Source organism: Bradyrhizobium sp. SZCCHNR1015 (assembly GCF_032489875.1).
Lineage (GTDB): Bacteria > Pseudomonadota > Alphaproteobacteria > Rhizobiales > Xanthobacteraceae > Bradyrhizobium.
The window spans coordinates 1-12,125 of the sequence record NZ_JAUEYW010000032.1 but is presented as its reverse complement, the minus strand read 5'-3'; the positions used below and the strand labels follow the sequence as shown (position 1 = coordinate 12,125).

Here is a 12,125-nt window from a genome sequence, read left to right as displayed (position 1 = left end):
GTCAGTCACTCGACCGAGGAATCATCCATTTCCGGCAGCAAAATGGTAAGTTAGCGCCAATGGGGGTCTCTCTCCGCCGGCTTCCTTCGCAGAGCGAGCCCCCTCACCCGACGGAGTACGCGGCTGCGCCAGCGATGCCCTCTCCCACAAGGGGAGAGGGCGCTGCATCGGGCAGCGCGGACGAACTAATAGCTTACTGTCCTTAGGGTGGGCAAAGCGACGCCATCAGGCGTTGCGTGCCCACCGTTGGTAGCTGTGGTGTCGGTGACAAATGGTGGGCACGCTTCGCTTTGCCCACCCTACGTCGACAACTACGCCTTGGCCTTCTTCGGCTCGGTGAAGAACGCCAGCACGATGGTCAGCAGCATGAACCCGACCGAGGCGCCGAACACCCAGCGGGGTGCGTTCATGTCCATGATCCAGCCGAACAGCAGCGGGCTGACGACGCCGGCGAAGTTGAAGCCGGTGGAGACGATGCCGAAGGCGCGGCCGGCGGCGCCCGGAGGGGCGGCGTTGCGCACCAGCATGTCGCGCGACGGCGCGATCACGCCGCTCATGAAGCCGGCGACCAGCATAATCGCCGTGAGCAGCACGGTTGGCAGGTTGATGAAAGTGATCATCAGCACCAGCACGGCGTTGATCGCATAGGCGACGGCCGCGACCAGGTTGTGATGCCTGATGCGGTCGGCGAGCTGGCCGCCGGCGAGCACGCCGACGGCGCTGGCGCCGAGGAATGCGGTCAGCGCGATATTGGCGGTCGAGAACGAGATGCCGTAGCCGTTCATGAATGCGACCACGCCGAAGCTGGCGATGCCGGCGTTGGACAGGCTGAGCAGCATGAAGAACACGGTCAGCAGCATCAGCATCGGCGTCAGCAGGCTGGGCTGCTTCGCCTTGCTGCCATCGGCAGCGGTGTGATGCGGATGCGGCGGCACCTCGGGCACGTTGCCGACGAGCAGCAGCAGCGCCGCGAGCGGTCCGACCAGGCCGGCCGCGATCAGCGCGCCGGAGCCGCCGACGGTGGTGACCAGGGCCGCCATCACCGCGGGCGCGACGGCGCCGCCGAGATAGCCGGCGAAGGTGTGCACGCCGAAGGCGCGGCCCATGCGCTTCTCGTCCATGTGGGCCGACAGCAGGGCATAGTCCGAGGGATGGTAGACCGCGTTGGCGAGGCCGAGCAGCACCGCCGAGACGACGAGGCTCGTGTAGGTCAGGTAGAACCCGAGCAGCGCCAGCGACAGGCCGCCGAGCGTGAGGCCGAGCAGCAGGATGCGGCGGGCGCCGGCGCGGTCGACGAGATAGCCGACCGGGGCCTGCGTTAGCGCCGACACCACAGCGAACACGGTGAGCGGAAAGCCGAGCTCGACATAGCCGACGCCGAGCTTCTCCTTGAGGTACGGAAACAGCATCGGCAGCACCAGCATGTGCAGGTGGCTGACCCAATGCGCCAGCGAGATCAGCGCCAGCGTGCGCAGCGGGGAGGCGGCCCGGACCGGAGCACGGACATGTTGCGGTGCGGCGAGAACGTCAGCCATGGTCGATCCGTGTGGCTCCGGTCGTCAGCGATGGAAAAGAGGACGCGTTGCCGGCAAACCGCCGATGCTGCCTAAACAGAGGCGCGCGACACAACGCCACAGTATCGGATTGCGGTTCATTGTCCATGAACGCCCGCGCATGGCACCTGCGCGGGATGGCCGGCGGCCGAGGGGCGGCAAGTCACCCGCCGCCGTTCCGGGGTTGTGGGCAGGAAGGCACGGTGTGTCCCCACCACAGGTGTCGTCCCCGCGAACGCGGGGACCCATAACCACCGGCGGATGTTTGTTGCGCGAGTCGTGCAACACGCAGCCTGCCTCAAGACGGATCACGCGGTATGGGTCCCGGGTCGGCGCCCGCTGACGCTTCGCGTCAACGGTCTTGCCCGGGACGACAGCGAGTGTGGGGCGCGGTCGAAGGCTGCCGAAAGGTGGGAGAGGAGAGCGAGAGCGTAACTCCCTACGGCACCACCGGTCCGCCGGCCTTCTTCCACGCGTCCAGTCCGCCCTCGATATGTGCCGTATTCGCAAGCCCCGCCGCTTGCGCGGTCTGCACGGCCATCGCCGAGCGCTCGCCATAGGCGCAGAAGAACACGATGCGGCGGCCGGTGGCGGCGGCGACCTCGCGCAGCATGCCGCCGGGCTTGAGATTGTCGGCGATCGCAGGATAGGGCGCGTGCAGCGCGCCGGACAGCGTGCCGTGCTTGGCGCGCTCGGCGGCCTCGCGCAGATCGACCAGCAGCACGTCGGGACGTCCCAGGCATTCGATCGCCTCACGTGCCGACAGCGACAGGCCCTGCTTCGCCAGTTCCTCCTGATGCAGCCCGACGCGCATGTTGGCGGGCACCGCGACATCCATCATCTTCGGGTTCGGCAGCTTCAGATTCGCCATCAGCGCGACGTAGTCGTCGACCGACTTGACCTGCAGGCGCGGATTGTAGCGGCGCTCCTCGCCGATGGTGGAGACGGTGTCGCCCTTGTAGTCGTGCGCGGGATAGACCAGCGTGTCGTCGGGCAGCCGCAGCAGCCTGTTGAAGATGGAGTCGTACTGCTGCCGCGCATCGCCGTTCTGGAAATCGGTGCGGCCGGTGCCTCGGATCAGCAGCGTGTCGCCGGTGAAGACGCGGTCGCCCATCGAGAAACTATAGGAATCGTCGGTGTGCCCGGGCGTGTACATCACGTCCAGGCTGATGCCCTCGATGGCGATCCGGTCGCCCTCGCTGACGCGCATCGCCACGACATCGGCCTTGGTCTGCTCGCCCATGATGGTGACGCAATGGGTGCGGTCGCGCAAAGCGCCGAGGCCGGTGACGTGATCCGCATGCAGGTGGGTGTCGACGGCCTTCACCAGGCGCAAATCGAGCTCACGCAACAGCTGGCAGTAGCGGTCGACCTTCTCCAGCACGGGATCGATGATGACAGCCTCGCCGCCGGTGCGGCTGGCAAGGATGTAGCTGTAGGTGCCGGAGACGCTGTCGAACAATTGGCGGAAGATCATCGGCGCCTCCTTTCGATCAGGATCGTCGTGGCATTAGCACGATCGGCCCGATGTCACCAATGCGGCGGACGCTCGGCAGGCCGGATTGCACCGCGCCATCCGCGGTCACGATTGCGATGCAAATCCGGGATTGCCGTCGACGCCCGAGAGCGTGACCTTGTTGGTTCCGACCAGCACCAGCTGACCGTCGCGCAGGTGGTTGGCGACCACGTCCCACACCGGCTTGCCGTCTTGCGCGTTCATCGAGGCCCAGCCGGCGACCTTGTAGCTCTTGCGCGCGTCGAGCGGGCGGCCATCGTCGCGCGTGAGATCGGAGATGCGGCGGCCGATCGGCTCGGCGGGCGCGCAGCGGTAGGACAGCCCGCCGGTGCGCACCATGTCGCCGCCCTGCTGCAGATAGGGATCGGCGTTGAACAGATTGTCGCAGACGTCCTCGAGCACGTCTTTGATCTCTGCGCCGGTCATCCGCTGCACATAGGTCTCGGGATAGGTGATGGCGGTCTGCGCCAGCACGTCCTCCAGCAGGATGGACTGGTTGGCGAGCAAGGTCGGACCCCAGCGGAATCCGGGTGACAGCGCAATCTCGGCGTCGAGCTCGCGGCGCAGCGCCGCGCAGATCAGGTCGTCGGTCGCGCCTTCGAAATTGCCGCGCCGGTACAGCAGCCGGTCCGATGTTGCGAGCTTCTCGCTCCAGGCCGCGACCTGCGGCTGCTGCGTCTGGTCGATCAGCGCCTGCATCGCGGGATCGGGCTTCAGCAGCTCCGAGTAGATGGGCAGCAGCCGGTAGCGTGCATCGGCGACGCGGCCCTTGCCGACATCGAGATCGAGCACGGCGAGAAATTTGCCGTTCGAGCCGGCATTGGTGACCAAGGTCGCGCCCTTGGCGTTGCTGACCGCGACCGGCTGCGGAACCGCGTCATGGGTATGGCCGCCGAGGATGACGTCGATGCCGGTGACGCGGCTCGCGAGCTTGAGGTCGACATCCATGCCGTTATGCGACAGCAGGATCACGGCATCGACCTTGTCGGCGCCGCGCAGGCCATCGACCAGCTTCTGCAACTCCTCCTCGCGGATGCCGAACGTCCAGTCCGGCGTGAAGCGGCGCGGATGCGCGATCGGCACGTAGGGGAAAGCCTGGCCGATCACGGCAATGCGGGCGCCGCCGATCTCCTTGATGGTGGCCGGCTTGAACACGCGCCCCGATCCGGGGTCGAACGCCTTGGCGTCGTTGAACGCGGCCTCCTCGGTCAGGAACACATTCTGCGCCAGGAACTCGCCCTTGAAGCGGGCGAGGTTGGCGCGCAGCGCCTCCTCGCCATAGGTGAACTCCCAATGCCCGGTCATCGCGTCGATGCCGAGCAAATTGGCCGCGCTCACCATGTCGGCGCCGCGCATCGCATTGGCGAGCCCGGTGCCCTGCCAGAGGTCGCCGCCATCGAGCAGCACCGAGCGATGGTCGCCGGCATCGGCGCGCAGCTTGTCGACCAGCGTCTTCAGATGCGCGAAGCCGCCCATCCGTCCAAAGCGAACGGCGTATTTCTCGAACTCGAACGAGGTGAAGGCATAGGCCTCGGCGCTGTCGGGCCGGATGCCGTAGCGGTCGAGGAAGGCGCGCTCGACCAGATGCGGCGGCCGTCCCCACATCTCGCCGATGCCGAGATTGACGCTGGGCTCGCGGAACAACAGCGGCCGCAGCTGCGCATGCGTGTCCGTGATGTGCAGGATGCGCGCGTTGCCGAATTTCTCGATGTCGTACAGGCTGACGGTGTCGGCGGCGGTCGCGCTGCGCAGCAGCGCCGGCGCGGCGATGGCCGCGACAGCCGATACTTTCAGAAAATCCCGGCGCCGCATCGTCATGGCCAGCGTTCTAGATCATGATGCGATTCCATGGAATCGCATCATGATCCATCCCTTTGTGTGAGCATGATCTCCGCGCAAACGCCTTCGGCGGTTGTCGCGAGGGAGAACCGGTTGCCACGTCTCCGGATCATGCTCTAGCGGATCTCCATGTCCTTCCAGCGCTGCTTCTCGCTGGTGGCCTGGACGATCGAGGCCTTGGCGAGCGCCTCGGCCTCCTGCGCCGATTTCAGCGCAGAATCGAAATTGCCGGAATCCGCTGCCTTCTTCGCAGCGGTGAGTGCGGCCTGGGTCACGGTCCATTGGTTGCGCAGACGTCCGGCTTCCTTGTTGGCGCTCTCGGCCGCCGCGACCGCCGAGAGATAGTCGGCCTCCGACGCGGCCCGCGCGGAGCCGGCGCCGACCGCGGATACCATCATGGCGAACACGATCTTTTTCATGACGCCTGCTGTCGTGACATTTTTCATGGCCGCGCTCCCGGTCCTGAAACCGGCAGGCCGTTCGACACGTAGGACAGATAATATTCGAGGTTGCGGTATTCGTCCGACTGCGGCTCCAGCGGCACGGCGCGGGTCTGGCTGTTGCAAGTGACGAAGCGCCGGCTGATCGTGCCCATGCCGCTCCATTCCGAGCGGTAGATCGGCATCGCGTTGAGGATGCCGAGCGCCGGCGCCAGGATCTCGGCGCGGATGCGCTCGCCCGGGCTCTGCACGTGGCAGCTCGCGCAGGAGAAATTCAGCTGGCCGCGGCGGGTGTAGAAATATTCCTTGCCCTTCTCGAACGCCTCGAGCGCGCGCGGGTCATCGGGGATCTTGATGTCGAAGCGCTTGCCGCGCGAGGTGAACGCCATGTAGGCGGTCAGCGACGCCATCTCGTCCTTGACGTAGGAGTAGGGCTGCTCGCCATTGGCCTCGCGGCAGCGGTTCAGCGCCAGCTCCAGCGTGATGACCTTGCCTTCCTTGTCGTCGAAATAGGGATAGTTCTGGCGGATGCCGATGCCGCCGTTCGGGAAGCAGTCGGCATAGGTCTTGCCGTTCTTGAACGGCTTGGCGAACATCTCCTTGCCGGCGTCGAGCGCGAACTCGTAAGGAGGGAACTCCTCTTTCTCTTCCCATTGCTTGCGCATGTCGGCGTTCATCGAATACGGCCCGTTGACGAAATCATCGAACGCCACCTTCGGGAACTTCTTGACGAAGTAATCCTGGAACGCCTTGGCGTCGGCGGCCGGGTTCGGCTTGTCCGCGGCCGCGGCGCCGCAGGCGCCGAGAGCGAGCGCGGCCGCGACAGTCAGCGCTAGGCACGGCGCCCTCATTGGATCGTCGCCGTCAGGCTGTCGGTCGCGCCCTTGCTGTCGACCCAGCTCACCTTGAGCTCGTCGCCCTTGGCCGCGCCCTTGAAGGCGAACTTGACATAGGGATCCTTGGACACCGCGGTGCCCCAATCGGCCAGGAACACCGTCTTGTCCTTGTGCACGAAGGTGACCTGCTGGATGTAGTGCGCCGGGATCACTTCGCCCTTGGCGTCCTTGACCAGGCCCGTATCCATCGGGTGCTGGATCAGGGTCTGGACCTCGGCGATGTCGCCGTTCAGGACGGCGCGGACGCGGATGCTCGATGCCATGATGATCTCCTGACCTTAGCCGCCGCAGCCGCCGACGGTGACCTTGACCTCCTTGGTCGCGCTGTAGAGCTTGCCGCCGGATTCGACGAGCGCGATCACGTTGGAGGTCTTGGCCATCTTCAGCCGGTTCGCCACCGCCGGCACGGTGCCCTCGGGGATGTGGTACGACGCCGCCAGCGCGAACGGATTCTCGCTGACGATGAAGGCGATCGAGGTGACGTTCGGCAGCGACGTCGTCACCGCGATCGGCACCACGCCGCCGTTCTCGGCGATCTCCGGCGCGTCGAGCTTGATCTTGTCGGACGCTTCGTGGTCGCGGCCGTACAGCGCCTTGACAGCGTCGCCCGCGTTCTTCTGCTTGAAGGCGTCTTCCGGATATTTGTTGTCGTTGGTCGCCGCGAAGGCGGGCGCGGCGTGCAGCACGGCGTTGCCGAGGCCGATCAGCGCGACGAGACCGGCGCCCTTCAGGAACAGGCGGCGGTGGGCCAACGGGCCGGACGAGGCAGTCATGGCGGTCTCCAAACGGAATCAGAGGGTCTGCAGGAAATCGACGATGGCGCTGATTTCCTGCTCGGTCAGGATGCGGTTGCGGCCGAACGGCGGCATCACCGTCAGCGGATTGCGCCTGGTCTCGTCGTTGAGAATCGCGATCAGCTCGGCGCGGTCGTATCTCGCCTTGAGGTTCTCCAGCTTCGGGCCGATCGAGCCCGGCAGGTCGCCGCCCTTGATCTCGTGGCAGGTCAGGCAGTTGCCCTTGCCGCGGTCGAAGGCGAGCTTCTGGCCGTCGACGGCACCGGACTGGGCGTGAGCGGCCATGGACATGGCGAGCGAGAGCCCCATCGCCAGGGCGGTACGCAGGACAGGTGTGATCAAGGTGGAATTCCGACGTCTCGGTGATCTCGGTAATATAGGAGCTGCAAAGCATAAAGACCATCGGCTGACAATGCAGCTATGGTGGCCGCCGCAACGCGGTTAACGAAGGCCGTTCATCTGGCGCCGGGAGAGTGGGCATGGCGGAGTATGTCGTGGAGTTCGGCCGGGACGGCCGGCCGGTGGAACCGGACGGACGGCTCGACGCGGCCGCGTTCCATCGCAACCACCAGCCGATCTGGGCGGTGCTGGGACGGCTGCTGGCTGGCAAGACCGGCGACGTGCTGGAGGCCGGCAGCGGCACCGGCCAGCATGTGGTGCATTTCGCCTCCCAGCGGCCGGACCTGACGTGGTGGCCGAGCGATCTCAACGCCAACCACCTCGCCAGCATCGCGGCGTGGCGCCGGCATGCCGGGCTGTCCAACATCCGCGACGCCCAGCGCATCGACTTGTCGGATCCCGGCTGGCCGGCGGCGTTCCGCGCCGCGGGCGGGCCTTCGCAGCTCGCCGCGATCTTCTGTGCCAATGTGATTCACATCGCGCCCTGGGCGGTGGCGGAGGGATTGTTCGCCGGCGCCGGGCAGGCGCTGTCGGCGGACGGCGTGCTGGTGCTCTACGGTCCGTTCAAGCGTGACGGCAAGCACACCGCGGTCAGCAATGCCGTGTTCGACACCTCCCTGCGCGAGCGCGATCCGGACTGGGGCGTGCGCGACATCACCGATCTCGACGCGCTCGCCGCGCGCAACGGGCTCGTCTTGCGCGAGACGGTGGAGATGCCGGCCAACAACATGATCCTGGTGTTCGGTCGGACGTCGTGAGTTGTCGACGGCGCTGCTCCGAATTCCGCCGTCGTCCCGGCGAACGCCGGGACCCATAGCCACAGGGTCCAGTTGTGACGCGAGATCGGCGTGACATCTGCCCTCGCGACAAACTCCTGCCGCGGAGTATGGGTCCCGGCGTTCGCCGGGACGACAGCGGTGGGTGGGGCCGGCAGCACGGTAACGGAGCGTAGGCGCTACGCCATCTCCAGCCCCACATGCCGCGTCAGGAACCGGGTGCCCAGCGTGATGAAGCTGGCGCGCTCGCGGTTGTCGGTGCCATAGCCATGGCCGCCGGCGGCGGGTTCGTAGAACCACGCGTCGTAGCCCATGGCCTGCAGCTTGGCGGTCATCTTGCGGGCGTGGCCGGGATGGACGCGGTCGTCGCGCCGCGTGGTCGCGATCAGGATCGGCGGATAGGGCTGCCCGGGCGTGGCGGTGTGATAGGCCGAATAGGTCTGCAGCCAGCTCCAATCCGCGTCCTGGTCGGGATCGCCATATTCGGCGATCCAGCTCGCGCCGGCGAGCAGCTTGGTATAGCGGCGCATGTCGATCAGCGGGATGGTGCAGAACAAGGCGCCGAAGCGCTCGGGGTAGCGCACCAGCATGTTGGTGATCAGGATGCCGCCATTGGAGCCGCCTTGCGCCGCGATGCGCTTCGGCACCGTGACGCCGCGGCGGACGAGATCGGCGGCGACCGCGGCGAAATCATCATGCGCGAGCCGCTTGCCGGCATAGCGGCCGGCGTCGTGCCAGGCTGTGCCGAACTCGCCGCCGCCGCGGATGTTGGCCTCGACCAGGGTGCCGCCGCGCTCCAGCCACAGCTTGCCCAGTGCCGCATTGTAGGCCGGACGCAGCGTGTGACCGAAGCCGCCATAGGCGCTCATGTGCACCGGCGCGTCGCCGGTCAGCTCGGCCGGTCCGGTCTGGGTGTAGGGAATGCGCTCGCCATCCACCGAGATCGCCTCGTGCCGTGTGACGACGTGCCCCTCGGCGCTGAAGGTGCGCGGCGCCTGCTTCAGGATCACGGGTGCAGCGAAGCCCTCGATCAGTTGCAGCGACGGCGGCGTCAGCGGATCCTGGACATTGGCGAGCAGGTCGCCGTTGCTTTCCGCCTCGTCGGTGTCGAGGCGCCAGACGTCCACCGTCGCGATCTCCGGCAGGCCGGGCAGCCGCTCACAGCTCCACGCCTCCCGTGACGGCGTCCACACCTCGAACCTGGCCCTGAGTTCGTCGAGGATCGACAGCACCAGCCGGCCGCCGGCCCAGGACAGGCCCTGCAGCGCGCGTCGCGGCGCGGGCTCGAACACGCGGGTGAAATCGCGGCGCCCGGCAAGGAATGCCGACAGCCGGAGACCGAGCACCACGTCCGCAGGATGGGTGACCTCGCCGAGGCTCCAGGGCTGGCGCAGCTTGATGGCCATCCAGTCGCCATGCGCCGACATCCAGCAGTCGGTCGGCAGATCGAGCCTGGTCCGCGCGCCGTCGCCGTCGCCGAGCCAGAGATGCTGGTTGAAGAAGTCGATGCCCTCGGCGAACCACACCCGTGCCGGCGCGACGCTGCGATCGACGCCGACATGCACCCATGTCGACTGGCTGCCTTCGGCGCTGAAGATCACCTCCGCCTGCTCGACCGGCTGGCCGCGCCGCCAGCGCCGCACCGTCCGAGCGTAGCCGGACGGCGTCGCCATGCCCGGGCCGAACGCGCTCGCCAGCAGCAGCGTGTCGGCATCGAGCCAGGCGGCGCTGCCCTTGGCCTCCGAGAGCGTGACGCCGCCCGTGACAAAGCGCTTCGCCGCGAGGTCGAACTCGCGCAGCACCACGGCGTCGCTGCCGCCGCGTGACAGGCTCAGGATGGCGTGCTCATGGGCCGGCGGCAGGCTCGAGACTCCGTTCAGCGCCCAGTCCTCGCCTTCGTCGGCGGCGAGTCGGTCGATGTCGAGCAGGTCCTCCCATTGCGGTTGCGCCTTGCGGAACTCCGTCAGCGTCGTACGCCGCCACAAGCCGTGCGGATGCGCCGCATCCTTCCATTGATTGTACAGCAGCCCGCCGCGTCGGCTCACAAACGGGATGTTGTCGGGCCGGTCCAGAATGGCAGCTAGTGCGTCGCGGTCGCGTGCGAATGCCGCATCGCCGAACGCGGCGAGCGTGCGCTGGTTCTGCGCCGCGACGAAGGCGAGCGCGCGCTCGCCGTCGATCTCCTCGAGCCACAGATACGGATCGTCATCGGGCGCCGCGATGGTCGGACGATCGTCGATTGACATGGCTCAAGCTCCGCGGGCGCCGTTGACGCGAGAATACCGTCGGCTTGATTAGCCGGGCGGGTCGGGAGTGTCGAATCACGCTCGGTGGCGCGGCCGCTGCCGCATGGCTTGTCTCCGTTCGCGCCCGTTGCCTCGGGCGCGTGCTTCCCCCAATAGTGCGGCTGAACCAGCAAGGCGAAGCGTGCGCGCCACGCCCCCGGATACCTGAGATGATCGATCTGACCGTGAGCGAAGACACCTCCGATGATGCCCGCGCTCGCCGCAACGTGGCGCGGCTCGCTGCCGCCCAGGCGCTGACCGGCGCCAACTCGGCCGTGATCTTCGCGACCGGCGCGATCGTCGGCGTCACCATCGCCCCGAATATCGGGCTCGCGACGGTGCCGATCTCGATGTACGTCGTCGGCCTCGCCGCCGGCACCCTGCCGACCGGCGCGATCTCGCGGCGCTATGGCCGCCGGGCGGCCTTCCTCATCGGTACCGGCTGCGGCGCCGTCACCGGCGTGCTCGGCTGCCTCGCGATTCTGCGCGGCTCGTTCGCACTGTTCTGCCTGGCGACGTTCCTCGGCGGCCTCTATGGCGCGGTCGCGCAATCCTATCGCTTCGCTGCTGCCGACGGCGCCAGCGCCGCGTTCCGGCCCAAGGCGGTGTCGTGGGTGATGGCAGGCGGCATCTTCGCCGGTCTGCTCGGTCCACAGCTCGTGCAATGGACCATGGACGTCTGGCAGCCCTATCTGTTCGCGTTCAGCTATCTGATCCAGGCGGCGGTCGCGCTGGTCGCGATGGGGATCGTGGCCGGCGTCGATCTGCCGAAGCCTGAAGCTGCCGATCTGCATGGCGGCCGGCCGCTGTCCGAGATCGTGCGCCAGCCGCGCTTCATCGCAGCCGCGCTGTGCGGCACCATCGCCTATCCGGTGATGAACCTGGTGATGACCTCGGCGCCGCTGGCGATGCAGATGTGCGGGCTGACGGTGTCGGATTCCAATTTCGGCCTGCAATGGCACATCGTCGCGATGTACGGCCCGAGCTTCTTCACGGGATCGCTGATCGCGCGCTTCGGTGCGCCGGCCATCGTCGCGCTGGGCCTGGGGCTCGAAGCGGTCGCGGCCGTCATCGGCCTGTCCGGCCTGACCGCGATGCACTTCTGGGCCACACTGGTCATGCTCGGCGTCGGCTGGAATTTCGGCTTCGTCGGCGCCTCCGCACTGGTGCTGGAGACGCATACGTCCGCCGAGCGCAACAAGGTGCAGGCGTTCAACGATTTCCTGATCTTCGGCCTGATGGCGCTGGGCTCGTTCTCCTCGGGCCAGCTGCTCGCCCATTTCGGCTGGTCGGCGGTGAACCTCGTGGTGTTCCCGCCGGTGCTGCTGGGCCTGTGCGTGCTCGCGCTGGTGTGGTCGTCGAAGCGCCGCGAGGCGGCGGCGGGCTGACGTTTGGCGGAGTTAGACTAGCAGGTACTTCTACGAGAATGCTGAGTATCAAGCGGCACGGGTGGTGCACCCTCTCCCCTTGTGGGAGAGGGTGGCTTTCATGCGCAGCATGAAAGCCGGGTGAGGGGTCGCCCCGGGCTCAGACCTGAATATGTGGCACGAACCCCCATTGGCGCTAACTTACCATTTTGCTGCCGGAAATGGATGATTCCTCGGTCGAGTGACTGACGAATCGCTTT

11 protein-coding genes are annotated in these 12,125 nt (G+C 67.0%); 2 read left to right on the top strand and 9 right to left on the bottom strand.

The window, feature by feature from the left end:
• Window positions 1-311: 311 nt before the first annotated feature.
• The 8 genes from QX128_RS33105 to soxX all read right to left on the bottom strand — a co-directional run bounded on the left by QX128_RS33105 (window position 312) and on the right by soxX (window position 7,329).
• A complete protein-coding gene (locus tag QX128_RS33105) occupies window positions 312-1,535 on the bottom strand; it encodes an MFS transporter (RefSeq protein ID WP_316239651.1) in 1,224 nt (407 codons plus the stop codon).
• Between the two features lie 457 nt (window positions 1,536-1,992).
• Window positions 1,993-3,030, bottom strand: coding sequence for an MBL fold metallo-hydrolase (locus tag QX128_RS33100; RefSeq protein ID WP_316179393.1), 1,038 nt, complete (start codon window positions 3,028-3,030; stop codon window positions 1,993-1,995).
• A gap of 105 nt (window positions 3,031-3,135) precedes the next feature.
• Complete coding sequence (gene soxB, locus QX128_RS33095) at window positions 3,136-4,887, bottom strand: thiosulfohydrolase SoxB (RefSeq protein WP_316179395.1); 1,752 nt, start codon at window positions 4,885-4,887, stop codon at window positions 3,136-3,138.
• A gap of 137 nt (window positions 4,888-5,024) precedes the next feature.
• Window positions 5,025-5,327, bottom strand: a complete 303-nt coding sequence (locus QX128_RS33090) for a hypothetical protein (protein WP_410053204.1) — start codon at window positions 5,325-5,327, stop codon at window positions 5,025-5,027.
• Window positions 5,328-5,350: 23 nt separating this feature from the next.
• Window positions 5,351-6,199, bottom strand: coding sequence for a sulfur oxidation c-type cytochrome SoxA (gene soxA, locus QX128_RS33085; protein WP_316179398.1), 849 nt, complete (start codon window positions 6,197-6,199; stop codon window positions 5,351-5,353).
• The gene (soxZ, locus tag QX128_RS33080) at window positions 6,196-6,507 is read right to left on the bottom strand and encodes a thiosulfate oxidation carrier complex protein SoxZ (protein ID WP_315717084.1); all 312 of its coding nucleotides are present in this window, start codon (window positions 6,505-6,507) and stop codon (window positions 6,196-6,198) included. The genes soxA and soxZ overlap by 4 nt, the downstream gene beginning before the upstream one ends.
• A 15-nt stretch (window positions 6,508-6,522) precedes the next feature.
• On the bottom strand, window positions 6,523-7,017 hold the full coding sequence (gene soxY / locus QX128_RS33075) for a thiosulfate oxidation carrier protein SoxY (RefSeq protein WP_316239649.1): 495 nt from the start codon (window positions 7,015-7,017) through the stop codon (window positions 6,523-6,525).
• Between the two features lie 18 nt (window positions 7,018-7,035).
• Window positions 7,036-7,329 (bottom strand): sulfur oxidation c-type cytochrome SoxX, encoded by a 294-nt coding sequence (gene soxX / locus QX128_RS33070; protein WP_315717170.1) that lies wholly within the window; start codon window positions 7,327-7,329, stop codon window positions 7,036-7,038.
• Window positions 7,330-7,517: 188 nt separating this feature from the next.
• On the opposite strand from soxX, the gene QX128_RS33065 reads away from it, so the two are divergent.
• Window positions 7,518-8,195: a DUF938 domain-containing protein gene (locus tag QX128_RS33065; RefSeq protein ID WP_316239648.1), complete on the top strand. Its 678-nt coding sequence runs from the start codon at window positions 7,518-7,520 to the stop codon at window positions 8,193-8,195.
• Window positions 8,196-8,392: 197 nt separating this feature from the next.
• Here the strand turns inward: QX128_RS33065 and QX128_RS33060 are convergent, their stop codons facing one another.
• The gene (locus QX128_RS33060; protein WP_316239647.1) at window positions 8,393-10,459 is read right to left on the bottom strand and encodes a prolyl oligopeptidase family serine peptidase; all 2,067 of its coding nucleotides are present in this window, start codon (window positions 10,457-10,459) and stop codon (window positions 8,393-8,395) included.
• 209 nt (window positions 10,460-10,668) lie between these two features.
• Between QX128_RS33060 and QX128_RS33055 the strand changes: the two genes are divergently transcribed.
• Window positions 10,669-11,886: an MFS transporter gene (locus QX128_RS33055; protein ID WP_315801646.1), complete on the top strand. Its 1,218-nt coding sequence runs from the start codon at window positions 10,669-10,671 to the stop codon at window positions 11,884-11,886.
• Window positions 11,887-12,125 lie beyond the last annotated feature (239 nt).